Origin of the sequence: Nibribacter ruber (genome assembly GCF_009913235.1) — a bacterium.
Taxonomy (GTDB): domain Bacteria; phylum Bacteroidota; class Bacteroidia; order Cytophagales; family Hymenobacteraceae; genus Nibribacter; species Nibribacter ruber.
On record NZ_CP047897.1, the window covers coordinates 3,489,865 to 3,516,622 of the forward strand.

Annotated in this window: 16 protein-coding genes and 2 tRNA genes; 13 read left to right on the forward strand and 5 right to left on the reverse strand. The window is 50.0% G+C overall.

Annotated elements, in window-relative coordinates; all coding sequences use genetic code 11:
- Positions 1–48: 48 nt before the first annotated feature.
- The 5 genes from mutS (at position 49) to GU926_RS14685 (ending at position 4,903) form a co-directional block, all read left to right on the forward strand.
- Positions 49–2,634, forward strand: coding sequence for a DNA mismatch repair protein MutS (gene mutS, locus GU926_RS14665; RefSeq protein ID WP_160693185.1), 2,586 nt, complete (start codon positions 49–51; stop codon positions 2,632–2,634).
- Between the two features lie 664 nt (positions 2,635–3,298).
- Positions 3,299–3,371, forward strand: a tRNA-Gly gene (locus tag GU926_RS14670).
- A gap of 72 nt (positions 3,372–3,443) precedes the next feature.
- Positions 3,444–3,527 (forward strand) — tRNA-Leu (locus tag GU926_RS14675).
- 193 nt (positions 3,528–3,720) lie between these two features.
- The gene (locus GU926_RS14680) at positions 3,721–3,969 is read left to right on the forward strand and encodes a hypothetical protein (RefSeq protein WP_160693187.1); all 249 of its coding nucleotides are present in this window, start codon (positions 3,721–3,723) and stop codon (positions 3,967–3,969) included.
- A 136-nt stretch (positions 3,970–4,105) separates the two neighbouring features.
- Positions 4,106–4,903 carry a sterol desaturase family protein gene (locus tag GU926_RS14685; RefSeq protein ID WP_160693189.1) on the forward strand — a complete coding sequence of 266 codons (798 nt, stop codon included), beginning with the start codon at positions 4,106–4,108 and terminating at the stop codon, positions 4,901–4,903.
- A 92-nt stretch (positions 4,904–4,995) separates the two neighbouring features.
- On the opposite strand, the gene GU926_RS14690 is transcribed toward GU926_RS14685, so the two are convergent.
- Positions 4,996–6,384, reverse strand: coding sequence for an aldehyde dehydrogenase (locus GU926_RS14690; RefSeq protein WP_160693191.1), 1,389 nt, complete (start codon positions 6,382–6,384; stop codon positions 4,996–4,998).
- Between the two features lie 268 nt (positions 6,385–6,652).
- On the opposite strand from GU926_RS14690, the gene GU926_RS14695 reads away from it, so the two are divergent.
- On the forward strand, positions 6,653–7,126 hold the full coding sequence (locus GU926_RS14695; protein WP_160693193.1) for a hypothetical protein: 474 nt from the start codon (positions 6,653–6,655) through the stop codon (positions 7,124–7,126).
- A gap of 77 nt (positions 7,127–7,203) precedes the next feature.
- Here GU926_RS14695 and GU926_RS14700 read toward each other — a convergent pair whose 3' ends face one another.
- Entirely contained in the window at positions 7,204–14,460 is a 7,257-nt protein-coding gene (locus tag GU926_RS14700) for a T9SS type A sorting domain-containing protein (RefSeq protein WP_160693195.1), read from the reverse strand.
- 679 nt (positions 14,461–15,139) lie between these two features.
- On the opposite strand from GU926_RS14700, the gene GU926_RS14705 reads away from it, so the two are divergent.
- Positions 15,140–16,132 carry an AAA family ATPase gene (locus GU926_RS14705; RefSeq protein WP_160693197.1) on the forward strand — a complete coding sequence of 331 codons (993 nt, stop codon included), beginning with the start codon at positions 15,140–15,142 and terminating at the stop codon, positions 16,130–16,132.
- A gap of 319 nt (positions 16,133–16,451) precedes the next feature.
- On the opposite strand, the gene GU926_RS14710 is transcribed toward GU926_RS14705, so the two are convergent.
- From GU926_RS14710 to GU926_RS14720, 3 genes are read right to left on the reverse strand one after another with little or no spacing between them, the layout of a single operon-like run.
- The gene (locus tag GU926_RS14710; protein ID WP_160693199.1) at positions 16,452–16,628 is read right to left on the reverse strand and encodes a hypothetical protein; all 177 of its coding nucleotides are present in this window, start codon (positions 16,626–16,628) and stop codon (positions 16,452–16,454) included.
- 51 nt (positions 16,629–16,679) lie between these two features.
- Positions 16,680–18,011 (reverse strand): T9SS C-terminal target domain-containing protein, encoded by a 1,332-nt coding sequence (locus tag GU926_RS14715; RefSeq protein ID WP_160693201.1) that lies wholly within the window; start codon positions 18,009–18,011, stop codon positions 16,680–16,682.
- Positions 18,012–18,057: 46 nt separating this feature from the next.
- Entirely contained in the window at positions 18,058–20,874 is a 2,817-nt protein-coding gene (locus GU926_RS14720) for a TonB-dependent receptor (protein WP_160693203.1), read from the reverse strand.
- Positions 20,875–21,445: 571 nt separating this feature from the next.
- Here GU926_RS14720 and GU926_RS14725 point away from each other — a divergent pair.
- From GU926_RS14725 to ccsA (GU926_RS14750), 6 genes are all read left to right on the forward strand, one after another.
- Positions 21,446–21,679: a hypothetical protein gene (locus tag GU926_RS14725; RefSeq protein WP_160693205.1), complete on the forward strand. Its 234-nt coding sequence runs from the start codon at positions 21,446–21,448 to the stop codon at positions 21,677–21,679.
- Between the two features lie 118 nt (positions 21,680–21,797).
- Positions 21,798–22,439, forward strand: coding sequence for a heme exporter protein CcmB (locus GU926_RS14730; protein WP_160694835.1), 642 nt, complete (start codon positions 21,798–21,800; stop codon positions 22,437–22,439).
- Between the two features lie 22 nt (positions 22,440–22,461).
- Entirely contained in the window at positions 22,462–23,127 is a 666-nt protein-coding gene (gene ccsA / locus GU926_RS14735; protein ID WP_160693207.1) for a cytochrome c biogenesis protein CcsA, read from the forward strand.
- Complete coding sequence (locus GU926_RS14740; protein WP_160693209.1) at positions 23,114–23,374, forward strand: CcmD family protein; 261 nt, start codon at positions 23,114–23,116, stop codon at positions 23,372–23,374. The genes ccsA (GU926_RS14735) and GU926_RS14740 overlap by 14 nt, the downstream gene beginning before the upstream one ends.
- A gap of 132 nt (positions 23,375–23,506) precedes the next feature.
- Positions 23,507–23,941: a cytochrome c maturation protein CcmE domain-containing protein gene (locus GU926_RS14745; RefSeq protein WP_160693211.1), complete on the forward strand. Its 435-nt coding sequence runs from the start codon at positions 23,507–23,509 to the stop codon at positions 23,939–23,941.
- Between the two features lie 154 nt (positions 23,942–24,095).
- The gene (gene ccsA / locus GU926_RS14750; protein ID WP_160693213.1) at positions 24,096–26,702 is read left to right on the forward strand and encodes a cytochrome c biogenesis protein CcsA; all 2,607 of its coding nucleotides are present in this window, start codon (positions 24,096–24,098) and stop codon (positions 26,700–26,702) included.
- Positions 26,703–26,758 lie beyond the last annotated feature (56 nt).

The following is a 26,758-nucleotide window of genomic DNA, read 5'->3' on the forward strand; positions in this document are numbered from 1 at the left end:
ACCACCGCTTTGGCTAAGACGACAGGAGAGTTCAGCGCTACCCCGCTGATGAAACAATACAATGCCATTAAGGCCAAACATCCCGGCGCGCTCCTGCTTTTCAGGGTGGGGGACTTCTATGAAACGTTTGGCGAAGATGCCATAAAGGCCAGCAAGATTCTGGGCATCATGCTCACCAAGCGCGGCAACGGATCTGCGTCAGAAACTGCTCTGGCCGGGTTTCCGCACCATTCCATGGACACCTACTTGCCCAAACTGGTAAGAGCCGGGGAGCGCGTGGCCATCTGCGACCAGCTGGAAGACCCCAAAACCGTCAAAGGCATTGTCAAGCGCGGGGTCACTGAATTGGTAACCCCGGGCGTGTCATTCAATGACCAGGTGCTGGACCAGAAACGGAACAACTATTTGGCGTCCCTGCACTTCGGGAAGAACAATATAGGGATTGCTCTATTAGACGCATCTACGGGTGATTTTATGCTGGCCGAAGGCGATATTGGCTACATGGGCAAGCTGTTGCAGAACTTCAGCCCCGCCGAGGTCTTGTTCTGTAAAGGCAAGAAAGAGGCGTTTTTTCAGAACTTCGGGCAGGATTTCTGCCATTACGGCCTGGACGAATGGGTGTATAGCTATGACTTTGCCGTAGAGAACCTCACTAAGCAGTTCAATACGCAATCGTTGAAAGGCTTCGGGGTAGAGGGTTTGACCGAAGGCATTACCGCCGCCGGAGCCATCCTGCATTACCTGGCAGAAACCCAGCACCACGACCTGCGCCATATTTCTACCCTGGGTCGCTTGGAAGAAGACAACTACGTCTGGCTGGATAGATTCACAGTACGCAATTTGGAGCTGATTTATCCGCAACACCCAGAAGGCGTGCCTTTAATCAATGTGTTGGACAACACCGTCACGCCCATGGGCGCCCGCCTTTTGCGCAAATGGCTGGTCTTGCCTTTGAAAGACGCCGCCCAGATTAGAAGACGCTTGGACACCGTGGAAGGTCTGCAAGCCCGGCCCGAACTGTTGCAGGACATCACGTACTATCTCAAGCAGATGAGCGACCTGGAGCGCCTCATCTCCAAGGTAGCCGTGCGCCGGGTAAATCCCCGCGAGTTGTTGCAATTAGCCCGCGCGCTGGAAGCCACCTTGCCCATTAAAGAATTACTGTCGGTGAGCGGCGTGCCGGCCCTGCAAAAACTAGCCGACCAGTTATTGCCCTGCGCCAGCATCCGAGATGAGATTCAAACTATCTTAAAACCGCAGGCCCCCATCTTGACCAATCAAGGCAACTTGGTGAATGACGGCATTGACCCAGAGCTGGACGAGCTACGCACCATCGCCTTCTCGGGCAAAGATTACCTGCTTCAGATTCAACAGCGCGAAATCCAGAACACCGGCATTTCTTCATTAAAGATTGCCTACAACAAGGTGTTCGGGTATTACCTGGAGGTGACGCACGCGCACAAAGACAAAGTGCCTTCGTCCTGGATTAGAAAACAGACCTTGGTGAACGCTGAGCGCTATATAACGGAAGAGCTCAAAACCTACGAAGAGAAGATTTTGCATGCCGAGGACCGCCTGTACGTGATTGAACAGCGCATCTTCAATGAATTGATGCTGAGCACCGCCGAGTACGTGCCTCAGATTCAGCAGAACGCCAAGGCACTAGCGGTGCTGGACTGTCTAGCCAACTTCGCGCAACTGGCCACGCAGAACGGTTACGTAAAGCCCGAGGTAGACGAAAGCACCGCCCTGAACATCACCCAAGGCCGACACCCGGTCATTGAGAAACAGTTGCCGCCCGGCGAGCGCTACGTGCCCAATGACATCAGGCTGGACAATGACGAGCAGCAGGTGATCATTGTGACTGGTCCTAACATGGCCGGTAAAAGTGCTTTGCTGCGTCAAACGGCCCTCATTGTGCTCATGGCGCAGATTGGCTGTTTTGTGCCGGCAGAGGCCGCCCAGATTGGCGTGATAGACAAAATCTTCACCCGCGTGGGTGCTTCAGACAACCTGAGTAGGGGCGAGAGTACGTTCATGGTGGAAATGACCGAGACGGCCAGCATTCTCAACAACCTTTCTGACCGCAGTCTGGTCTTGATGGATGAGATTGGCCGCGGTACCAGCACCTATGACGGTATTTCCATTGCCTGGGCTATTGTAGAGCACTTACATAACGCGCCTAAAGGTCGGGCCAAAACGCTTTTTGCCACGCACTACCATGAATTGAACCAGCTCACCGAGGATTTCCCGAGGGTGCGCAACTACAACGTGAGCGTAAAGGAGAGCAACGGCAAGATTCTGTTCATGCGCAAACTGGTGGAGGGGGGCAGTGCCCACAGCTTCGGGATACAGGTGGCCCAGATGGCCGGTATGCCCAACAGCGTGGTGATACGGGCCAATGAAATCATGCACCACCTGGAGCAGGAGAAAATCAGCCATCCGCACCAGGACAGCCAGGAGGTGATGAAGAGCCTACCCAAACAGCCGTACCAGCTCAGCATGTTTGAACTCAATGACCCGCAACTGGTGCGCATCAAGGAGATTTTTGAGAAACTAGACATTAACACCATCACGCCGGTTGAGGCTTTGCTCAAACTGAATGAGCTGAAGATGCTGGTGGACAAAAAATAGTTTTTAGTCGCGAGTCCTGAGTCTGGAGTCGCGAGTCCGGGAATGCGTTTTTGGCGACACCCGCTTTCCTTAGGAGAGCGGGTGTCGTCGTTTTTGGCTTATTTTATGGGAAACAAGCCAAAAACGACAAAGTGAAGAGAGCTTCTTCAATTCCTTAAAGTAATAGCAGTTAGAAATAGCCAGTGGTCCAAATCAACTGGCGCGAGACTTTAGTCTCGTGACTGGGGATGAAGCGAGTCTCCAGACTCGCCGGGGACTACGAGCAGATATCTTCCAGTCTAAACCCAAATGCTTTTGGTTGTATTTTACCGGTTTCCTTGTTTCGCGTCTTCAGCGTGTGGTATGGATACGACCCACATTCGTTGTCATGAGTCTGGAGATTCACGCCAGAAAATACCAAGAGACTGAGGAATTGGCCTAGAGTAATTAGGGTGGATGCCAAAAATTTCTAACCAGCACCTCCTCGTTTTTTGGGTAGTTTTAGTGGAAGCCGACCAAAAACCAGGTGGTGCTGGTGTGGGCGCAGAAAAACTTTGAAAAATTTGTGCCTGATTTTCAGAAAGATTCCTGTTTGGTGAAGATTTTTTTTTGGCCTAGTGCTTGACTCAAAAGATTTCTTGCTTACCTTTGTATCACTAATTCAAACGGCAGAATTAGAAACAACGCGAAAGTAGCTCAGTTGGTAGAGCGCGACCTTGCCAAGGTCGAGGTCGCGGGTTCGAACCCCGTCTTTCGCTCAAATAAAGACGTTGCTTCGGTAACGTCTTTTGTTTATCTGCTCATTTTCATTTCTCCCGCAGAAATGAAAGGCCGGGATGGTGGAACTGGTAGACACGCAAGACTTAAAATCTTGTTTCCATTAGGAAGTGCGGGTTCGATTCCCGCTCCTGGTACTTCAAAACAGAAAGGCCGCTCTTGGTTTCAAGGGCGGCCTTTCTGTTTAGCCTCTCTCGCCATTCTTTAGTGGTGCTGGTTACCGAATTTGATTTTTCCAAGGTGTTGATAATCAATGAATAAATACGTAAACCTTTGCGGGTTATACGAGTACATTACTCTAGATTCATGTTCAACCTAACGGGTACGCGTATGAAAAGAGAGATTTACTTAAGATGTCATTTGCCAGGTGTGAGAGAAGGAAACGTGAAGGAGACAGATGTACGGCAACTGCTGTTTGGTACCTTGACTCTTCTCAAAGAACCTGGGCTGTCTAATCTAAACCAACTCCAAAACCTGCAATGGGAGTTGGAAGACCAAACCGATAGGGGAGACTGGCTGCATTTCAACTGGGAGATGACCGACCTCCACCAACCGGTGGGTGCCCCCCAGATGGAGTAACCGAAAAGAAGCCTTGGCCCAGCCAGGGCTTTTTTGTGACCTTTTTTAGCGGTGAAAAGATCAACCCAAAGGCACTTCTTCTGGACCGGAAGCGTTGAAAATAGTAGCTTAGGGTGTTGAATAAGGGATATTAGTTATGTCTGGGTTGGAGGCGGCTGCTGAGAAGCAGTTTTGGTTTTTTTATGCGGTATTAGCGGCCCGGTACGTGGTCATCGCGGGTTTGGCCTTTTGGGTGTTCTATGTGTTGGTGCCGCAAAAGTTTGCCCGGCGCAAGATTCAGGAACTGTTCCCTAAGCGCAAGGACTATGTGCGGGAGGTAGGCTATTCCTTTTGCACGTTTGTGATCTTCGCCTTGATTGGTGTTGTCCTGTCTTCTGATCAGGTGAAGCCCTATACCCAGATCTACTCCCATGTGTCTGAGTACGGCTGGGGCTACTTTGGCCTGAGTATAGTGCTGGCTCTTCTCATCCATGACGCGTATTTCTACTGGACGCATCGGCTTATGCACCACCCCAGGTTATTCAAGCTGTTCCACCTTACCCATCACCGCTCAGTGAATCCTTCGCCGTGGGCGGCGTTTGCGTTTAGCCCCTTAGAAGCCGTGGTGGAGGGTTCTATAATTTTTGTGGTGGCTGTTCTCATTCCCATCCATCCGGTGGCCATTGTCCTTTTCCTGTTGCTCATGACCATTTATAATGTGTACGGGCACCTGGGCTATGAAATTTATCCAAAATGGCTGGTAAACAGCGCGGTGGGCAAGTGGCTCAATACTTCTACCAACCACAACATGCACCACAAGTTCTTTAAGGGCAACTACGGACTCTATACCCGGCTGTGGGATGAGTGGCTGGGAACCACCCACGCTCAATATGACCAAACTTTAGCCAAACTGGTAGAACCGGCCCCGCCAAAAGAACATTTGCAGGAAGCTTAAAGCCTTATTCACAATTCCTGTTCTCCCGTTTTTGGCCTCTTTTCCAGAAAAGAGGCCAAAAACGGGTTTCTCGTTTAATACACTTCCAAAGGTTACAACCAGTCGAAGGCTTTTTTCATCCAGTTCAGTTTGTCCTGGTAGGGTGGGTAGCGGAAATTTACTTCGGGCCAGAAGGATTTCTTTAGGACGCTTTTGTGGTGAGAAAAGGCATCGAAGCTGGCTTTGCCATGGTAATTTCCTTGTCCGCTGGGGCCCACACCGCCAAACGGCAGGTGGGGATTGGCCAGGTGGGAGACCGTGTCATTGATGCAGGCCCCGCCCGAAGAGGTTTGCTCCAGCACCAGCTCCTGGGCGGCCTTGTCTTCAGAGAAAAAATAGAGCGCCAGCGGCTTGCCCTGCCGGTTGATCTGGTCAATGGCCTCTGGCAGGGTTTTGAAAGGCAGCACCGGTAGCAGCGGCCCGAAGATCTCTTCCTGCATGAGCGGGTGCTGCCAGGTAACATCCGTGAGGACCGTGGGCTCAATGAAGCGTTGGCTGGCATCGGTGTGGCCGCCATAATACACGGTTGCGTCTTGCATGAGCCTGGACAGGCGCTCAAAATGACGGTCATTGATGATGCGGGCGTAGTCGGGGCTGTCTTGTGGGTGGTCTGTGTAAAATGTCTGAATGGTTTTTTTGAGCTGTTCTAGGAGCGCAGGGAGCACGGTTTCCTGTACCAGAAGATAGTCTGGCGCTACGCAGGTTTGGCCGGCGTTGATGAACTTGCCCCAGATAATGCGGTTGGCTGCTACGGGCAGGTTGGCGGAGGCATCTACCACGCAGGGGCTCTTTCCGCCCAGTTCCAGGGTGACGGGTATGAGTTGGCTGGCGGCGGCCTGCGCTACCATCTTGCCCACGGCGGTGCTTCCGGTAAAGAAAATCTTATCAAAAGGCAGTTGCAGCAATTCCTGGCTTACCTCGGGCCCGCCCTGCGCCACCGCAATGTATTCTTGGGGAAAATGCTTTTCTATGAGAGTGGCAATCAGGTGACTGGTAGCAGGGGTGAGTTCAGAAGGCTTTAGGAGGGTGCATCCGCCCGCGGCCATGGAGCCCACCAGCGGCGAAAGCGTAAGCTGGAACGGATAGTTCCAGGCGCCTATCACCAAGGATATGCCGTAGGGCTCTGCGTAGATGTAGTCTTTGGACGGGAAGTTGAGAAAGCTGGACTTCACCTTCTGGGGTTTCATCCACTTGTGCAGGTGCTTGAGAGTGAATTTGATTTCGGCCAGCAGAATGGCAATCTCAGTGGCATAGGTTTCAAAGGCCGGTTTCCCGAAGTCATCGGCCAAAGCTGTAATGATATCTTCCTGTTCCTGCTCAACGGCCCGCGCCAGGCGCCGGAGCATCTCTTTCCTGAAGTCTAAGCTTCTGGTCTGTCCAGTGGCAAAAAAGGATTTCTGCTGGTGTAATTGTTGAGCGAGCGAAGTAGCAAGTGCGGTCATGGGGGGCAGAGGTGTAAAGAAACAATATACGCAAACGGGCCTTGCCGCAGCGCAAAAAGCGGGCCTTGGTGCGCCTTAACGCATGAAAATAGGGTCTTTGCGGGCAATGTGTCGTTTTTCGGCTATTTTTGCGGAAACAGGCCAAAAACGACGGCGCGCCGGTAGATTTTTTGGCGAACTTAGTCTCTTTTTCCGGGCTAGGTTCGTAAGAAAGAAACCGCCTTGGGTAGAGTTGTTGTATTTTTGGAGCGATTAAATTTGAAAAGGCATGGCACCACGCAGTAATTACGATGATGAGTATGGCTATGATGAAGATGACTTCAACAACAGCCATTTTGATGATGAGTTTTCCTTTGACGATGACGACGAAGTAGGCGGCAAGGGCAGGATTGGTTTTGCCGGAGACGAGGACGAGGAGGTGAACCTTCCCTATGAGGGAGAGCTGTTCAATGAGATGCTGAGCAAGCTGCATGGCACCCTCATCATGTTTGGCGAAGATGACGCTGCCATGATGGACCTGCAGGCCGAGCTCCTGAAAATGGACACGGACAAAGGAGTGGAGATAGACGAGATGTTCTATCTGGAAGAAGCCAGCCTTATCTCTAAAGTCTTGAAAAAGCATGCGTCCACCTCGCCCAGGATTCAGGAAATCTATACCAACTATATGAAAGACATTGTCCGGTTCAGTGATGAGTCTGACGCCGGCTATCCCGGTGACTATTACCTGGAAGAACAGGAGTAGCGGACTATTTTAAAATATCCCTAAAACAGAAGAGGCGCCCAACTGGGCGCCTCTTCTGTTTTGATAGTGGGTGCAGTTTAGTGCTTCACAATTCTCTTCATGATGGTCACCTCTGGGGTGCTTACTTTGAGAAGGTAGGTACCTACTGCCAAAGAGCCCAGGTCTACCTGCTGGTTGCCACCGCCTTGCACTTGCGTTGTTTTCACCAGTCGGCCGTCCATGCTGTATACCAGAATGGTGACGGTGCTGTTGTTCAGGCTGCTCAAATCCAGGTTTACTACACCTGTGGTTGGGTTAGGATAGGCATTTAGTTTCACTGCCTTGGTAGCTTCTGTCTTGGTTTTTACAGAGATGACCTTGCTGTGCTCAAACTTGCCGTCAAAGTCTACTTGCTTCAGGCGGTAGTAGATAGTGCCGGCCGGGCTGTTGGTATCCAGGAAGCCGTAGTTGCGTACCTGGCTGCTGTTGCCAGCCCCTTTCACCTCACCCACCGTCTGGAACGTTTTGCCATTGGTGCTGCGCTCTACCAAGAACTTCTCATTGTTGATCTCAGTGGCCGTGGTCCAGGTCAGTTGCACGCCATTTGCTACCGCCTTGCCATTGAAGTTTACCAATGTTACTGGCAATGGGTTCATCAGGCTTATGGTACTTGTTTGGCTGTTGTTAGCCATGGCATTGTCAAACTGCCCTGCAGAGTTTACAGCTGCCTCTGTGGTTAGAAGAGCATATGCTACAGGTTTAAGAATAACCTGCATGGTTTGCATTTCTGAAGGTGCCAAGTCTCTATTCAGAGTCCAGATTCCGGTAGTGGCGTCAAAAGTACCCACAGACGGCTTGGCGCTCACGAACTCAAACTCTTTTGACAATGTGTAGGCTACTTTCACATCAGAGGCCGCATCAACCGTACCTTTATTTTGCACGGTAACTGTGTAGATGATTGGTTCTCCTAGCGAATAAGGGCCTTCAGATGCAATATTTGTGACAGCTAAGTCAGCTACAGCTTGCACGTTTATTGACGCAAAGGCACTGTTATTGGTGCTTTCCAGGTCAATGGCACCTTCTTGGCTAAGTTTAGTGGCGCTCAACGTTATGCGGCCGGTTGTGTTCGGGTAACCAGTTACCACCAATGTTTTAGATTCGCCTGGCGCAAGTGACGCAATAAAGCCTTCACCCGTAGCTGGATCATAAGTTACCCCCTCACCAGGATATACACCTGTAAAGTTAATAGCGCCTGTACGGCTATCCATAAACTTGAGGTTGGTGGCGGCATCTGGACCTGTATTGGTTACAGTCACCGTAAAGGTTGCTAAGGAAACATTGCGGTAAAATTCTGTTCCAGTGCTGCTGCTTACAGTCATGGCTACTTTTACCTCAGCTTTTCCAGTAATCACCACTTCTTCGGTATCAGAATTGTTGGCGCTGTTCTGATCGGTTTCAGTACTGGAAGTGTAAGAAGAGTTTAACGTATAGGTACCAGCTTGTGTGGCTTTTCCTATCAACTTCATCGTGGCAGAACCATTTAAGGCTAAGTCGCCTACAGACCAGATGCCAGAACTTGCATTGTAGGATCCCTGTTGCGGAGCAGCACTCACAAAAGTGAAGTCGTTAGGCAGGGCAGTGGCCAATGATATGTTTGATGCACTGTTAGGGCCATTGTTTATAGCACTGATGGTGAATTCAACTTCATCACCGTTGTAGTAAGTTTTAGCTACTACACTGTTGCTTACAGCAATATCAACCACAGGATTTACTTCTAAGGTAACCACAGATGTGTTGTTAGAACTTACTACATCTGTCTGTGTGCTGGCATTGCGGCTTGCTGAGGTGGTTAGCGTTCCTACTTTGTTGATTTTGGCTAACACGGTCAATACCTTGGTTGTGTTTGCTGGCATGTCTCCAATGTTCCAAATTCCATCATTGCTGGTGTAAGTTGTGCCATCTGGAGCTGTAAAGCTCACTACGTTGAAGCCGGCCGCAGTGGTATATCTATTTAGGACTTTCACTCCCGTGGCATCATCTGGTCCGTTGTTAGTGGCTGTAATTGTAAAGACAGCGTTTCCGCCAACATAATAAGGCCCATCCGCAACAGTATTAAGAACTGCAATGTCAATGGCTGGCAGCACTTCAAAAGTGTTATTTACCGTATTGTTGGCGGTATTTGCATCTGGTTCGGCGCTATAAACCTTAGTTGCTGTGTTGGTAAAGCTACCTGCTTTAGTTGGTACTACCGTAATGGTCAAGGTTCTAGCAGCAGAAGTACCAATAGCCAAAGGCCCTATGTTCCAAATACCAGTTTGATTATCATAGCTTCCTGCGGTAACAGTTGAGCTTACATAGGTTAAACCTTCAGGCAGTAAATCTTGCAATGAGACATCAGTTGCCGGGCTTGGACCGTTGTTCTGTGCTTTTACAGTGATGGTAAAAGGTTGTCCGTTGTATTTATTACCTGAGAATACTGTATTTGTAACGGCAATGTCTGCAGCTGGATCCACGTCAAGTACAACAGAGGAAGTATTGTTGGCTGTTACAAGGTCAGTTTCTGTAGCAGATTTTCTACTGGCCGTTTGAGTAAGGGTTCCCGCTTTGGTTGGCTTAGCTATCACGGTTAGGGTTACACTTTCACCAATTCCAAGTTCGCCAATTGCCCATTCGCCGGCGGCATAGCTTCCTTTTTCTGGGTTGGTGCTAACTACAGAGAAGTTTGAAGTAGAGAAGACATCAGAGATGAGAAGCGAAGAAGCAGTGTTAGGGCCATTATTAGTTACAGTAGTGGTAAATGTCAGCTCTTCACCCGCAAGGTAAGTTGGGCCGCCGGTTACTGTTTTTACCACTGCTATGTCTGCAGATGAATTTACGGTAACTGTATTGGAAGCCATGTCATTTGCCGCGTTCGCGTCTTGCTCATTGCTGCTTACTCTGGTGGCAGTAGTTGTAAAGTCTCCAACAGTAGTAGGCTGAGCCACAAGGGTAAGTGTTCTTGTTGTATTCACTGCTAAGGTTGGGATTTCCCATATTCCGGTTGTTGGATCGTAAGTGCCTACTGTTGGGTTGGCAGAGACAAACGACATGCCTGCCGGTAAAACATCAGATATGACAACTCCAGAAGAGGCATTAGGGCCTAAGTTTCGGGCACTAATGGTATAGGTAATATTCTTTCCTACATAATAAGGGCCGGCAGCAACAGTGTTTGTTACTTGAATGTCGGTCGCCAAAGCAGCACCAGCACTAATTGAGGTAGAAGCGGTATTGTTGCTGGTATTGATGTCATACAAAGACCCAGTTACAGTAGCCGTGGTTGTAAGGGCGTTAGAAGTGGTTGGTTTTGCTACAATTGTTAAAGTTTGTGAGCTCCCTGCAGCTAAGTTATCAATGGTCCAGACTCCTGTGGAGGATACATAGGTTCCTTGGGTGGCCGTTGCACTAACAAAAGAAAGACCGGTAGGGAGCTTGTCTGTGGCCGTTACACCAGTTGCGTTGTCGGGTCCATTGTTGGTGACAACTACTGTGTAGGTAACGTTAGAGTTGACAAAATAAGGGCCTTCTGATACTTGATTGGAAATAGCTAGGTTGGACGCCTGTCCTACAGTTATGGTTGTAGCAGCCGTGTTGTTATCGCTGTTATTATCATAGCTAGAAGAAGTTTTGGAGGCCGTAGTTGTAAACGTACCAGCAGTTGTTGGGGTCGCTACTAATGTAAGTGTTTGGGTTACGCCACTGCTCATGTTGCCAATTGTCCACAGGCCCGTGCCCGGGTCATAGGAGCCTAGTGTTACACTGCTGCTTTTTAACGTTAAGCCTGCAGGTAACATGTCTGTTACAGAAACACCAGAGCTTGTTCCTGGACCATTGTTTCTTACTACAACGGTATAGGTAACGTCTTTTCCGTTATAATAAGGTCCTGCCGCTACTGAGTTGGTTACTTGGATGTCTCCAGACGCTTCCACATTGATAGTGGTAGCAGCAGAGTTATTAGAAGCAACCGCGTCAAACTGGTCACTGGCCGAGCGAGAGGCTGTGGTTGTAATGCTACCAGTAACTCTTGGTTTAGCAATTAATACCAAGGTCTCTGTTGTACCTTTTGGTAAGGTGGCTATGTCCCAGATTCCTGTTGAAGCGTCATATGATCCTGCAGTAGGAGTGGCACTTACAAAGGTGAATGAACCTGTAGAAAGCAAATCTTTGATTTTAACACCAGTAGCAGCATCTGGACCATTGTTAGTGGCTGTAACTGTATAAGTAACGGGTTCTCCTTGATAATAAGGACCATCTGAAACAATATTGGTCACTGCAATATCCACTGCAGGCAAAGCCGTAATTGTAACATTGGAGTTGTTGTTGGCAGAATTTATGTCAATTTCGTTTTGAGCAGTTTTGGTTGCCGTTGTGGTGAAAGTGCCAGAAGTATTAGGTGCTGCTATTATTTTGATAACAGCAGATGCACCACTTGCTAAATTGGGAATGGACCATTTCCGGTTTTCCACTACGGTACCATCTGGGGCTGTGAAACTCACAACAGTCAAGCCATCAGGGATTCCTGCATCAATCACAATACCCGTGGCAGCACCAGGGCCATTGTTCTTGATGGTGACTGTATAGGTAGCATTTACTCCATTATAGTACGGACCGGCGGTTACAGTTTGTGTTACCGCTACTTCTGCGGTAGGCTCTACGGTAAGGACGTTGGTGCTGGAATTGTTTGAGCTTACCAAATCCGTTTCTGTTTGACCAGATTTAGACGCTACTGTTGTGTAAGAACCTGTAGCGGTTGTCTTGGCCACTAACGTTAACGTCTGAGGGGTTCCGGGCTCAATGGTTCCAACCGTCCAAACGCCAGTTGATGATGTATAAGTACCCGTTGAAGGATTAGCGCTTACAAACGTTAACCCCGTAGGAAGTTTATCTGTGAGTACAACTCCAGTAGCAGTAACAGGGCCATTATTTATGGCTGTTACAGTATAGGTGATGTTTTCTCCAATATAGTAAGGGCCTTGCGTAGTGATAACATTGGTGACGGCAACGTCAGCTGCGGCTGTGACCGTTATGCTGTTAGTAGCGCTATTGTTACTGCTCACTACATCATATTCATTTCCGGCAGTACGCGAAGCAGTTGTAGTAAATGTGCCCGCCGAAGTAGGAATAGCGGTAATGGTGAGGGTTTGGGTGGCTCCTATTGCAATAGGCAGAGTCCAGACACCAGTAGAGTTGGAATAAGTACCTGAGGTAGCAGAAACATTTGAGATTGTCATTCCTGCCGGCAGCTGATCTGTGATAGAAACACTGGTGGCATTGTTAGGGCCGTTGTTCTTGGCCGTAACTGTATAGGTAACCGCCTGCCCGGCATAATATGGACCTGCGCTTACTGTGTTGGTAACAGCAATATCAGTAGACGGGCTAACCGTGATGGAAGTCGACTGGCTGTTATTAGCAGCTACATTGTCTACTTCTGTGTGGGTTTGTGTTGCTGTGGCTAAAATGCTTCCGGTAACAAGCGGCTTCGCCGTGATGGTTAAGGTTTTGGAGGCACCAACAGCCAGCGTACCCACGTTCCACACTCCAGTGCTAGCAACATAGTTTACATCTGAGGAGCTTACAAATTCAAGCTTGGTAGCGTCTAGCTTATCTGTCACCTGTATGTTGGTAGCTGGAATGGGACCGTTGTTTGTAACCGTAACGCTATAAGTGAAAGGCTGACCAATATAGTATGGAGCGGTAGCAGCTGTGTTTGTAACAGCCACATCAGCGCTGCAGTCATAGTTAAACGTAGTGGATTGAGTAGAAGAGCCTGTGTAGCCATACGTCCAGGTGTTAACGGTTTTCAAGTCACCCCCTGTTGCTGTGGTAGAACCAGAAGTAGCGGTCCAAGTATGCGCGCCAGTTGTAGAGGCTGCGCCAAACAGCTCTGATTGAGGAGAAGGAAAGGCAGCAGTAGGAAGGTTAGAATCATCCCAGAAAAGAAGGCCATTGTAATTAGTACCGGCCACTGGACGTACGTCCTCTACTCTAAAACCGCCTACATTAGATTCTGCATCCCATACCGGGAAATGGACCGCCGCACTGTTGTTTCTGAAGAAATAGTTGAGCGTGGTGCCTTTGGCCACTGCCTGTCCCAAACCGTTCAAACCATTCCATTCTACGGTGCGTGTTCCTTTGGCGCCTGTAGATTCCAATAAGACGTCAGCGCTGCCTGGTTGATAGCCCGCCACGCCGTTTAAGTTGATTAATACAATGAACGTGCTGCTCTCAGTCGTGTTCAGGGTGAAGATAGACTTGCCTCCGTTGGTGGTTGTGTTACAGACAGAAGCTATGCCTACTGTAAATTCAGGAGCAGTCGCAGACGGCCAAATAGAAATATCTGGGTTGTTTACAAAGTTGAACAGCTCTGGATAGTCTGTCTGGCTGGTCTGGCTTTTTCTACGGTCTGTGTAAGATGCTCCGGCTGCGGTAGTTGAACCAAATTTGTTGGTAACAAACCGGAAGAAGTTCTGAGGGGCAATACCTGCTAATTCAATCTTCTTAACGAAGAAGGCGTTGGCCTGGTCTTCGCTGGGAATGAGCGGGTACATGTTAAAGTTCTTGGAAAAGACGTTGGAAGTCCCGCCGGCAGAGAAAGACCAAAGTTTACTGCGCATACGACCAGGCTTCTCCACGCCACTACCGTCCACTACTGTAAAATCCCATAAATCATACACAGAGAATCTGCGGCCGTCATCTGTCCAGCTAGATTCACCCACCTGCTCAAATTCCACCCAGTAGTCTTGGTCTGCGCCGGTGTTGTTAAGAAAACCCAGCGAGTTGTAGCCGTTGCTGTTATAGGTAGTAGTGTTGATGGTGAATTTTGGACCTACATTTACCTGAGTTGCATTGCCTATGACGCCCGGTTGAGCGGCCAGAAGCATATGTCTGGTAGAGTTCTGATCACGCAACAAGGTGGTTTGCTGTACAATGGTGCCCACTTGGTCTGTACTGCTGGCTGCTCTTCTAATGGTGATAGTCAAATCTCCCTGATTGGCGGTAGTTTGATCATGGATAGCTCTGCGCACCCCATAGTAAAGACGTTCGCCATTCTTTACTCTAATCAAGAGTCTATGGTCTGCAGAAAAAGTAGCTCCGTTTCGGCTGAAGCCGCTGGGTTTCAAAAAGCTAAGCGATGTAATAGCTACCCCACTTGCACTGGGAAAGTTGGCGTCATGCGCCAAATAGCCAGCTTTGTCATTGGCAGGGTCTGTAAGCGCCGCTGTTGACTGGTTGGGTGTGAGCTGTTTTGATCCTTCGCCATACATGGTGAGGGGTAAGAGAAACAAAACAAGCAGTGCTAAGAGTAAGGGGTTTTTCATGCTTATGCAACTAAGGTTTCAATAATTCTGCCTTCTAAAGAGTGTGCAGGATCTGTAAATTGAAGTTTTGCTATTTCAATAAGTCCAGATTTCCAGCTCTTCTGGTAAGACAGTCCAAAATTGGATAATTAGTTCCAGTAGCATTTTGATAATTCGCCGAACCATGAGAAAAACACGGTGAATGAAAGGGTGGCAGGGATGCGTATTAGTACGCTTAAGTTTTAAGTTTAATGCTGAAATAAGAGCTAGGAAAGTCAATTGCCAATTTAAGCCGACAATAAGGCTAGCAAATTGAAAGAGGAAAGGAGTATGAATAATAGCCGATAATTGAAATCGTGATTAATCTATATAATTGGATGTTAATATTATAGATTGATTTTATAATGGTAATATTTTTTACCAATCTATTGAAAATTAGACTTTTATATAAATTTTCTTTATGCCGTCAACTGCATCAGTCCAATGTATGTGTACATGCTGACTTTCTCATTCCCCAAAAGATTAAAAGGGAAACACCTATCATGAGTGCAATGCGACGGTGTTTCAGGTCTTTCAAGAGCGCATTCCTGCGTTCTCCTTCAAAGTGCAGCCTGTTAGGTGCACTCACTTAACTTGGAAAGAGCAGCACCGTGAAACCAATAGAATTAGGTATCTTGCGTTTTAGTCAATAAAATCATCAATGCAAACGGACGAACTCTTATTCCAGGAACGGATTCGAGAGCATCAGCTGAAGATAAAGCAGGTGTTCAAAGAAGTGGGCAAGGTTGTGGTGGGGCAGCAGTACATGGTGAACCGGCTGCTCATAGGCTTGTTCACCAACGGCCATATTTTGCTGGAGGGGGTGCCGGGTTTAGCAAAGACGTTGACGATCAATACCCTGGCCAAGGTGCTCCACCTGAATTTCTCCCGCATCCAGTTCACGCCAGATCTGCTGCCTTCTGACTTGATAGGCACCATGATTTATAACCAGAGCTCCTCGGCGTTTGAGGTGAAGAAAGGACCCATCTTCGCGAATTTGATTTTGGCAGATGAGGTGAACCGCTCGCCGGCCAAGGTGCAGTCTGCCTTGTTGGAGGCCATGCAAGAGAAGCAGGTGACCATTGGTGATAAAACCTATCGGCTGGATCTGCCTTTCTTGGTGCTGGCCACCCAGAACCCGGTAGAGCAGGAGGGAACCTACCCGCTGCCCGAAGCCCAGGTAGACCGTTTCATGATGAAGGTGTACGTGGATTACCTTTCCAAGGCAGATGAGCTGGAAGTGATGCGCCGCATGGCCAACCTGTCCTACAGCAGCACCGTGAACACCGTCCTGACCAAGCAAGACATCTTCGACATTAGAAACGCCATCAACCAGGTACAGATTTCTGAGACCTTGGAGCGATACATCATTGAACTGGTGTTTGCCTCGCGCCGACCCGCCGACTATGACCTGAATGACTTCGCGCAGTACCTGCAATTTGGCGTGTCGCCTAGAGCCAGCATCGCCTTGAACCTGGCAGCCAAGGCCGTGGCCTTTTTTGACGAGCGCGACTACGTACTCCCTGAAGACATCAAAGAAATTGCCACAGACGTCCTCAGCCACCGCATCATCCTCAACTATGAGGCCGAGGCCGACAACGTGCAGACCAAGGACTTCGTGGAATCCATTTTGCGTAAAGTACCCATCAGTTAAGATACCCATTTATGTATTATCCTCAGAGGCCGTTTTTGGCCTGTTTTCCAGGAAACAGGCCAAAAACGGCCTCTGAGGTTTAAAGCTAGTCTCAAGGGTTTTGACGGGTTTGCTCCAAACTGGCACTAGGTCATAACGGGTAAACTCTCTTTGTTAATGTACAACTCTTAAAACATTCTGGTCCATCGTACAGGTGGTAACGTCTAGTGAAGAAGCATTGCTGCGGTGGTAGGTGAGAAGGAAACAATTCAAAGGCTAACTGGTAAAGCCCTATTTTTTAGCCTGCTGCATATCTCAAACTTTGTGTATTACGTGCCAGCTAATCGAATTCTTCTTTTGCTTCTTGAAAACCGTTTTTGGGCTGTTTTCTAAAAAATAAGCCAAAAACGACAGGCTTTTCTTCCGTGGTAAAAGAAAAAGCCTGCCATTGCTGGCAGGCCCCTGCGCCATGAGAGACTACTTCATGGGCAAGTGGCGGTGTCTCTTCGTATCTCACCCTTCAGAGGCACCACCGTATTTTGAAATGGGTTTAGTAGCTGGGTAAGGGTTAGTAGTCTGTATTCTGCGGATCCCAGTTGGTCCAGCCGGTGGTCCAGTTGGTTGTCCCGAAGGCACCTAGGTGGGCAACATTCTCAAAACCGGTCATGCCGGTGAAAGACGCGCCAGAAAGGGCCATGGAACCGGTGTTAGGCATGTAGGGAGCATTGGTGTTCAGGCCTAATTCTGCGGTGGTTTTTACGCTGTTGGCAAAGCTGTTAGTGCCAAACCAATCTGCGGCATTAAAAGCAGAGGTAGAAGAAGAGGCCTTGTTGATGGTGGTAGAAGTTCCTGCGCCTGCCACCACTGTGTTCATGATGTTAATGCTGTTGTTTTGCGCATAACCTTCTACCAGGCTTCCGTCTAAGGTAATGCCTTTGGCAAACCCCGTGATGAGCGAGTTTCTGATAGATAAGCTGGTTCCTTTCTTTAGGTGGGCACCTTGACCAAACTGTGCACCGCTGGGTAAGTTGGCGCCTGGGCCTATGATGGTCACGTTGGAGAAGGTGGCCGTAGTCAAAGGCGTCAAGGTAGAGCCAGAACCGTCGTTGTCAGACTCAAAGCCGTTGGAGGCGCCGCCAGAAGCCACGTCCCAAAGGTTAGGATCACTCACGCCCAACGCAAACTGCACGCGACCGCTGTAGCCAAAGTCAGTGTCAAACATATCATCGGTGTTTTTGTAGGCTACCAGGTGCGTAGCGTTTACCGTGCCACCAAACCATTCAAAGGCATCATCGCCGCCAAAAGACACTTGCACGTGGTCTATCTTGGTGCCAGAACCTACTGCGCCCATGGTCAGGCCGTTCAGTTCTTTGTTGGGCTGCAGCGGGTAACCGGCAAACTCAATGCGCACGTAGCTGAACACACCTGAGTTGTCGGCGTCATTGGTGCCGCCGTAGTACGCATCTGGGCCGCCCTCTACCACTGGGTCTGAGGTTTGGTTTTGTCTGGCTTTGCCCAGGATCACTACCCCGCCCCAATCACCCGGCGCGCGCTGGCCTTTGGCTTGGTTAGACGTGAACACGATGGGTTTCTCTGCGGTGCCCTGCGCCATGATCTTGGCGCCTCTCTTCACAATCAAAGTCCCTTGTGACGCTTTCTCGCCTTTGATGATGGTTCCTGGCTCAATGGTAAGCGTAGCGTTGTTGTCTACATATACAAACCCTTTGAGCGTGTAGATGGTGTCTGCGTCCAGGGTTCTGTTGGCAGTGATGGAGCCTTGCAAGATGCCTTGTCCTTTGGTTACCACTAGCGGCGAGTCATCCTCATCATCTGTGCAGGCGGTAAACGTGACCACTAGTAACAAGTAAAATAGCAGTCCTAATTTTCTTAACTCTTTCATAATTCTGGTTTTAGGTAAATAGGGTGGGTAAATGGTTTATATAGATTTAGAAAGTGTAGCCTAAGCCAAGGGTGGTGTACATGCCACGGGTGTAGGTTCTGGAGGTAAGGTCAGTCTTCTCCACGTGGCCGTCCTGGTCTGTGTCTTCCACAAACTTGTATTTCTGGTTCAGGAGGTCCTGGATGCCCGCCTTCACCTGCAGGCCGTTCTTGAAGTTTTTGGTAAGCGTGAAGTCCAGCACGTGACGGGGCATTTCATAGATGGAGGGGTTCTCATCATTGCCCACGCGGTAGATTCGTTCGCCTAATACATTATATAAGAGGGAATACTGCCAGCCGGTCTCCTCATTCTGGTAATACAAGCCCGTGTTCACGATGTAAGGAGACTGACCCATCATGGGGCGTTTGCGCTCGGCCTGTGTAGCCCCATCGCCTAGGTTTACTTCACTGTGAATGACAGAGGCGTTCAACACCAGAGAGTGGCCCTGGATGAAGCTATTAGAAGACCATTCCTGAAAAGATTTTCTGGCTTCCACTTCCACGCCCAGGCTGTTGGCAAAGTCTCCGTTGGCGAAGGTGAGGTTGCGGCCTGCGCCGGTTTCTATGCGAGTCTCAATGGGGTCTATGAAATGCTTGTAGAACACACCCACAGAAAGCAGCTCATTGGCGGTGGGGTAGAACTCATAGCGCAGGTCTGCATTGTGCACCATGGCTGTCTTTAAGTCTGGATTACCGCGCACCGAGGCATTCTCATTGAAGTCATAGAAGCTGAAACGGGCCTGCTCCCTGAACTCTGGTCTATTCACGGTCATGCCATATGCAAGCCGCACCAGAGACCTGATGCTGAAATTGTAGGTGGTGTTCAGGGAAGGAAGAATGTACAGCTTTTTCTGGTCCACGTTAGAAGGCCCGGCTTGGTCTGCGGTCTTCACTTTCCTCATGTTGTACTCGGCGCGCACGCCGCCATAAAAGTTGACCCGGTCAAAAAACGTCTTGGAAAAGGCAAGGTAACCGGCGCCCAGCGTGTTGGCCGCTTGGTACTTGTCAGCAATGGACGTGCTTTCATCAAAGAGTAAACCCGTGGAGGTGTTCAAATTCTCTGGCCTGAAGATTTGGTGCAGGGGAAGGTTGAGAATGGCTTCGTCTGTGCGGCCACCGTCAATACCGGCATTGCGCTTATAGGTAAGCGTGCGGGCTTTGAAACCACGGTCTTTTCGTTCCACATAAAAACCAGCTTTGAACTTGGGAGCCGTCTCCAGGTCCGCTGAGTCGGTGGCTTGGAAGAGGTGCTGGAATTGTCCTTCCGCTATAAAGGCGGTTTCGTCTAAGTGAGAGAAGAAGCGCCCGGCGTCATAGGGGGTGGAGTTGGTAGAAATCTGCACTTTGTAGGGTGCCTCTGAGCCGGCATCCCGCTGGGTGCGGACGCGTCTCAGGTCTGGCTCTTGCCTGTTCAGGAAATTGAAGCCGGTGGTCCAGGTATAGGTGTTCAGCTGGTTCTGGCTGGTGTGCGTGCCTTGCAACTGGCCTGTGTAAATGGTGCGGCTCTCATAGCGCAGGGCAAAGTTCTGCTCTTCCTGGGTGGTGCCGGTCTCCATGTTCAAGCCTTCGCGCACGGTGGCCTCATTGATGCCAATCTGGTTGAACAGGTTCCTGAACTCAAGCTTGTTGTTTTCATTCAGTCTAAGGCTGAAGTTCTGCAAAGCGCCCAGGCGCACGGTGTTGCTGGACACGGCATCTTGGTAAGCCCAGTTGGTTTCAACGGCCTGGCCGGTGCGGGCCTCCTGGTAATCCCAGCGCGAGATGTTCTGGAACTGGCGGGTATTGGAGTACGTGAGCGCAGACACGCTGGAGAGTTTAAAGTCGGCTAGGTCTATGAGTCTGTTCAGGCCCAGGTTAAACCGCATGTCTGGCGAAGCCGTGGTGTTTTCTGGCGTCCAGACGTTGCGGAGCCCCAGTTGCTGGCCGTATTGCGCTTTGGTGGTATAAGGCAGGCTCTGGAATTGGCTTGTAGCCGGAAGCCCGCCGGGTAAACTGCGCTTGCCACTTCCCAGTCCCCAGAAATCCAGGGGGCTGCCTTTGTCTGTCTGAAAGTCCTGAAACGTGGTGCCGTTTCTAAAGGAAGTGGAGAAGTTAAAGCTGGTGCTGTTTTCACTCACCGTATTCTTGGTGCCTACCTTGATAGCCCCACCAGCAAAATCACCGGGTAATTCGGGGGCCGGAGACTTATAGATCAGGATTCTGTCTATGACGCTGGTGGGCAATACATCAAAGGAAAAGGCTCTTACGTCTACTTCAGAGCTGGGGGTGAGCGCGTTGTTCAACAACACTGAATTGTAGCGCTCACTTAAACCACGCACAATGATAAAGCGGTTGTCCTGGATGGTCACTCCCGGAATTCTGCGCACGGCCTCGGCGGCATCTCTGTCCTGCGCCTTTACAATCTGCTCACTAGACATGCCGCTCACCACTACTTCGCTCTGTCTTAAGTCTTTGATGAGCGCCATCTCTGAGTTGGTCTGCCGTTCTACCACCACCGTTACCTCCTGCAGGCTCTTGGAGTCTTCTGCCATGCTAATAGTTAAGGGAGTGGTCTGGCCTGCCATGATGGTAAGATTGCCTTGCGTGAAAGGGGTATAGGAAACGTAGGTGGCGGTAATGCTGTACACGCCGGCCTTTAACGGAAGCGTGAAATTGCCCTCGGCGTCTGTAGGGGTGGCTACGCTGGAACCAGTTACAGCAACCACGGCACCAATCAGAGGCTCGCCGGTCTTGGCATCCTGCACTTTGCCGGTTAGTGTGCCTTGTTGCGCAACGGCCACCCAGGCGGTGTTGAGAAGGAGGAGGGTGAGTAGAAATGTTCTCATGGCATCTTGATGATTAGTCTCGATGCAAAACTAGAGAGAGGGGTTTACCTGAAGATTAAGGGCCTATTATGCTATTGTTAAAAGCACTCTTCCAGTATTAAGGAACCGTTACCAAAACCTTTCCCAGAACAGGAGCGCCTCGTTTTTGGCCTGTTTTCTGGGAAACAGGCCAAAAACGGGAGAATTGTTGATCGTCCATTGTTGATTGATTTTATCTGCTGATGTAAACACCCCCCCTTCGCCCCCCTCAAGGGGGGAATCTTCGTTTACCAAAGGCTTCTACTAAACGCACCGATTCCAGTCTTTCCGGCGAGTCGCCTAAGCAGGTTGCCGCCTCAGGTTGGAACGGCGATCACCACAAGGTAGAAGCAGCTTGACCACCAAAGGAGCATCTCCGCAGAAGAGGCAAGCTGGTACAGCGCGAGGAGGGAAGACGGGGCCCCGCGGCCGCGAGCGCTTAGCGGAGACAATACAACAAGGAAGCATAAGGGCACCGGAGCAAGCGGCATTGCTCGGGGATAGCCAACGGAGGCGCACGGCAGAAAAGCATTATGAGTCGAATAAGCGGCATATGGCACCGGAAGAAAGAACCTGCTCAGGAATAGCCAACGGAAAAGCAAGTCACGGATTTAACATTCACACCATAGAAAGGCATGAGCCTCTAAAGAAAGTAACGGCAGTTGAAAAGCAGCAGATAGTCGTTGGTAAGAACACCAACAACGGCAGCAAAAAACAAAAAAGGCAACTAGCCATTGGCCATCAACCATCATCCACCTCCATTTTTACTCTGCTTTCCCGAAAGTAACCTTGAAAACAACCCAACCCCTCGGGATTAATGACAGAAATCATCTTGCGCCATGGTTTTGTGTTGTACCTTTGCTCCAAAGAAGAAAAACGTGCTCCTGAAAGAGGTTATCTACTTGATGCAAAAGGATTTTGTGCTGGAATGGCGGCAGAAGTATGCGTTCAATGGCATGCTGTTGTACGTGGGCAGCACTGTTTTCATCTGTTACCTCAGTTTCAGTCTGCAGTTTGGAGGCTTGCAGGTGCCGGTCTGGAACGCCTTGTACTGGGTGATTCTGCTGTTCACCGCCGTGAACGCCATCGCCAAAGGGTTTGCCCAGGAGAGCAGGGGCCGCTTACTCTATTATTACAGCGTGGTGAGTCCGCAGGGCGTGATTCTGGCCAAGATAGTGTACAATACGGCGCTCATGCTGGTGCTGGCGTTGTTGTGCTTTGTGTTTTACGCGGTAGTCATAGGCAACCCGGTGCAAGACATGGCTATGTTTCTGGCGGCCATTGTGCTGGGAGCGGTGGGGTTTGCCACGTCCCTGACCATGATTTCTGCCATTGCGGCCAAAGCAGCGAACACGGGCACGCTCATGGCGGTTTTGAGTTTCCCGGTGATGGTGCCCATGCTGCTCATGCTGATTAGAATGTCTAAAAACGCCATTGACGGACTAGACCGCTCCCTGAGTGTGGATGAGGCCGTGACCGTGTTGGCCATTAATATGATTGTTGTCACTGTTTCCTATATCCTGTTCCCCTATTTGTGGCGCAGCTGAGGAACGGTTTAAGTAAAGAAGAATGAAACTAACCTGGTGGAAGTGGCTGACCGTAGCCTTGCTCCTGTATACGGTGATTGGGGGCCTGCTCAGCGATGTGCCCAGACTGGCCATCCTCAATGAGACCATCCGTAACCTGTTCTTTCACGTGCCCATGTGGTTTGGCATGATCCTCATTCTGCTCATCTCAGTGGTGTACTCCATTAAGTACCTGCGCACGCCTTCGTTGAGGAACGATGTGCTGGCGGTAGAGTCTGCCAAGGTGGGCATCTTGTTTGGCGTGCTAGGCATTGTGACGGGCATGGAGTGGGCACGTTTCACGTGGGGCGAATTCTGGAGCAATGACCCCAAGCAAAATGCCTCGGCCATTGGCCTTCTCATTTACTTTGCCTACCTGATCTTGCGCGGGTCTTTCCAGGACCATCAGCAGCGGGCCCGCATTGGCGCCGTCTACAACATCTTCGCGTTTGCGGCCTTGATTCCCTTGCTCTTTATCTTGCCCAGGCTCACAGATTCATTGCACCCGGGCAACGGGGGCAATCCAGGTTTCAACTCCTATGACCTGGACAGTCGCCTGAGAGCTGTTTTCTATCCGGCGGTGCTGGGTTGGGCGCTCCTGGGAATCTGGGTAGTGAACGTGAAAGCCAGATTTGAACTTTTGAAGCAACAAGTATATGAAAATGTATAAATGGATTTTGGTGCTGCTCCTGTCATGGGTGGCCACTTCTACTGCTCCGGCGCTTGCCCAGTCTCAGTCAGAAACCACCACGGCGGCGGCCTCTTCTTCACAGGTTGAAATGGCCGACGTAATGCGTCAGGACGGCAAGATTTACATTGTAGTGGCGGTGTTGGTGACGGTGTTGATAGGCCTTCTGATTTACCTGATTTCCATTGACAAGAAAGTTGCCAGACTGGAGCGGGAGATAAGGCAATAAAATCGTTTTTAGGCAGTTTTTAGAGAAACAGCCCAAAAACGAAATCCGGCCTCATAAATTATGCCCCCGTGGATTTAATTTAAAGTTAGTGTTGTTAGAAAGGCGGAAAACACCGTCCATGCTTTTACAAACATGAAAAAGATACACATCATCGGAATTCTCATCATTGCTGCGGCCATCACCATCATCATGTCTACGGCGTCAGACGCGAGCGTGTACGTGCCATTCTCTGAGGCCCAGGCCCGCGCCCAGGACGGCGATGACACAAAAGTGCACGTAGTGGGCAGGCTGAAGAAAGACCCCCAAGGCCATATTGTTGGGATGAAATATGACCCCATGATTGACCCTAACTACTTCTCCTTTGTGCTGGTAGATACCAACCGCGTAGAGCAGACGGTGGTGTATTACAATCCCAAACCACAAGACTTTGACCGCTCTGAGCAAGTAGTGATCACCGGCAACATGCAGGGCCAGATGTTTGTGGCAGACAAGATCCTGCTCAAGTGTCCTTCAAAATACACAGAGAACGAGGTGAAAGCCGAAGACGGAAAAACGGCAAGCCTTTAGCATAGTCCTGAGTCTTGAGTCCTGAGTCTTGAGTCATCAAGCAAGGTTTCAATACTCATTATAGATAGTATACAAACACAATTAGCGATTACAGTCCTGCGGCTGAGTTTTAAAGACTCAAGACTCAGGACTCGCGACTCAGAACTCTTTTATAATGGTTAACACGCTTATTGGTGATGTAGGGCATATTAGTGTGATTGTCGCGTTTGTGGCAGCATTGGTGTCTTCTTTTTCCTTCTTCTTCGCCTCCAGGGCAAACTCTTTAGAAAGTGACCAGGCCGCCTGGCGCAAAATGGCCCGCGGGGCTTTCTTTGTGCATGCCCTGGCCGTGGTGGGTATTATCTTCGCGCTGTTCAACATCATTCACGAGCACCGCTACGAGTACCATTACGCCTGGAGTCATTCCTCCAACCACCTGCCGGTGCATTTCATGATCTCCTGCTTCTGGGAAGGCCAGGAAGGGTCTTTCCTGCTCTGGATTTTCTGGCACGCAGTGTTGGGCTTGATTCTGATCAAATACGCTAAGAAGTGGGAAAGCCCGGTGATGGCAGTTTTCTCCTTCGTGCAGCTATTCTTGACGTCCATGATTCTGGGCGTGGTGATAGGTGACTTCAAGCTGGGTAGCTCTCCGTTCATCCTCATGCGTGATTTCATGACAGATGCGCCGGTGTTCCAGATGGACCCTAACTTCATACCAAAAGACGGCACGGGTCTGAACCCGCTGTTGCAGAACTACTGGATGGTGATTCACCCGCCGGTGTTGTTCCTGGGCTTCGCGGCTACCCTGGTGCCGTTTGCGTTTGCCATTGCCGGTCTCTGGAAAAAAGACTTCTCTTCCTGGACCAGACCAGCCTTGCCTTGGGCCCTGTTTGCCGCCGGTATCTTAGGTTTGGGGATCATGATGGGAGCCTACTGGGCCTATGAAACCCTCAACTTTGGCGGGTACTGGAACTGGGATCCGGTAGAAAACGCGGTGTACATTCCTTGGTTGGTCCTGGTAGGTGCTATCCATACCTTGTTGGCCTACCGCAAGAGCAAGACCGCCTTGCGTGCCACCTTTATTCTGTTCATCACCTCGTTCGTACTTATTCTGTACGCTACTTTCTTGACGCGTAGCGGTATCCTGGGTAATGCCTCTGTGCACTCCTTTACAGATTTAGGGATGTCTGGTCAGCTATTCACGTACTTGGCAGCGTTCCTGGTATTATCCATAGCTCTGTTGGTGTACCGCTGGAAATACATTCCAACCACAGAAAAAGAAGTGGCCACCTACAACGGCGAGTTCTGGGTGTTTATTGGAGCAGCGGTGCTGTGCCTAGGCGCGTTCCAGGTGTTGGTGACTACCTCCATTCCGGTGTACAACTCGTTCATGGGCTTCATTGGCGTGAAAACCAACATGGCCCTGCCCGCAGACCAGATTGCGCACTATACTAAGTTCCAGCTGTGGATGGGCGTAGGCATCGCCTTGCTTTCTGGTACGGGTCAATTGCTGTGGTGGCGAAAGCAGAACAACGGCGAGAGCATTTCAGATGTGTTCACCCTGCCTTTCATCTTCACGGGCCTTTTCACTGCCCTTCTGCTTTTATTGAGCAAAACGGGCAACATGGGCCTCGCCGACAAAATCAACAACCCGGTGTATATTGTGGTATTAATTTCGGGCTTGTTCGCCTTCTTCAGCAACCTGCGCGTGCTCTTTACGCTGTTGCAGTCTAAAGTAGCCATTGCCGGCGGTGCGGTAGCGCACATTGGAGTGGCCCTCATGCTACTGGGTATTCTCTTTTCTTCGGGGTATTCCAACATCATTTCCAAGAACATGTCTGGGTTGGTATATGCCCGTGAGTTTGGCGATGATATTAACCGTGACAACGTATTGCTGTGGCGCAATGATGCCACAGACATGGGCCCGTACAAGGTAACTTACAAAGGCCAGTACCTGGAGGTAGAAAACCTTCCAGAGTATGTGAACAAGCAGATGCTGTTCAGGCTGGCAGATGAATACAAGGCAGTGGCCCGTGGTCCGTTGAAAGACGGCGATGAGGTGATTTATAATGCCGGAGATACCATCAACCTTACTTCACCGGAAAACACTTATTACCAGGTAGAGTACAAGCACCGTGAAAGCGGTGATACGTTTACCTTGTACCCACGCGCGCAGGTGAATAAAGAGATGGGCCTTTTGGCTTCGCCAGACGTGAAAATGATGGGCACCAAAGACCTGTACACACACGTTTCTACCATTCCAGACCCCAATGAGGCCAAGGAGTGGGGCGAGATGAAAGAGTATGAGGTGAAGATAGGCGACACCCTGTTCATCAATGACTACGTAGCGGTCTTGAAAGGCATTGAAGCCGCCAAAGACACCCTGATGTTGCAACTGAAACCCGGCGATGTGGCTGTGCAGGCGGACATGCAGATTCTGGGTGAGCGCCGCACGTACCATGCGCACCCCATCTATGCCATCAAAGACCGTATGGTGGGCCGCGTGCCAGAAGAGATTGAAGACCTGGGCATGCGCATCATGCTGCTGGAGATCAACCCAGACAAAGGCCGCTTCATCATTGGTATCAACACCACCCAGAAGGACTACATCATCCTGAAGGCTATGGAGAAACCCTTCATCAGTATTCTCTGGATTGGTACCATCATCATGACCATTGGCTTTACCATGGCCATTGTACGCCATTACAATGACGGCAAGACCAAAGGTGGCAAAGCAGTGTCTAACAAGAAAACCACCGTCCGGGAAAAGCAGATTGCCTAACCAGATTGCAAACAGATAGGAGAGGGAGAACGGGAAACCGTACTCCCTCTTTTTTT

Excerpts from the sequence above, each read along its gene's own strand:
- GU926_RS14690 (WP_160693191.1), bottom strand. The coding sequence starts at position 6,384 with ATGACCGCACTTGCTACTTCGCTCGCTCAACAATTACACCAGCAGAAA.
- GU926_RS14720 (WP_160693203.1), bottom strand. The coding sequence starts at position 20,874 with ATGAGAACATTTCTACTCACCCTCCTCCTTCTCAACACCGCCTGGGTG.
- GU926_RS14715 (WP_160693201.1), bottom strand. The coding sequence starts at position 18,011 with ATGAAAGAGTTAAGAAAATTAGGACTGCTATTTTACTTGTTACTAGTG.
- GU926_RS14695 (WP_160693193.1), top strand. The coding sequence starts at position 6,653 with ATGGCACCACGCAGTAATTACGATGATGAGTATGGCTATGATGAAGAT.
- GU926_RS14700 (WP_160693195.1), bottom strand. The coding sequence starts at position 14,460 with ATGAAAAACCCCTTACTCTTAGCACTGCTTGTTTTGTTTCTCTTACCC.
- GU926_RS14685 (WP_160693189.1), top strand. The coding sequence starts at position 4,106 with ATGTCTGGGTTGGAGGCGGCTGCTGAGAAGCAGTTTTGGTTTTTTTAT.
- ccsA (WP_160693207.1), top strand. The coding sequence starts at position 22,462 with ATGAAACTAACCTGGTGGAAGTGGCTGACCGTAGCCTTGCTCCTGTAT.
- GU926_RS14680 (WP_160693187.1), top strand. The coding sequence starts at position 3,721 with ATGAAAAGAGAGATTTACTTAAGATGTCATTTGCCAGGTGTGAGAGAA.
- GU926_RS14740 (WP_160693209.1), top strand. The coding sequence starts at position 23,114 with ATGAAAATGTATAAATGGATTTTGGTGCTGCTCCTGTCATGGGTGGCC.
- GU926_RS14705 (WP_160693197.1), top strand. The coding sequence starts at position 15,140 with ATGCAAACGGACGAACTCTTATTCCAGGAACGGATTCGAGAGCATCAG.
- GU926_RS14745 (WP_160693211.1), top strand. The coding sequence starts at position 23,507 with ATGAAAAAGATACACATCATCGGAATTCTCATCATTGCTGCGGCCATC.
- mutS (WP_160693185.1), top strand. The coding sequence starts at position 49 with ATGAAACAATACAATGCCATTAAGGCCAAACATCCCGGCGCGCTCCTG.
- GU926_RS14730 (WP_160694835.1), top strand. The coding sequence starts at position 21,798 with ATGCAAAAGGATTTTGTGCTGGAATGGCGGCAGAAGTATGCGTTCAAT.
- ccsA (WP_160693213.1), top strand. The coding sequence starts at position 24,096 with ATGGTTAACACGCTTATTGGTGATGTAGGGCATATTAGTGTGATTGTC.
- GU926_RS14725 (WP_160693205.1), top strand. The coding sequence starts at position 21,446 with ATGGCACCGGAAGAAAGAACCTGCTCAGGAATAGCCAACGGAAAAGCA.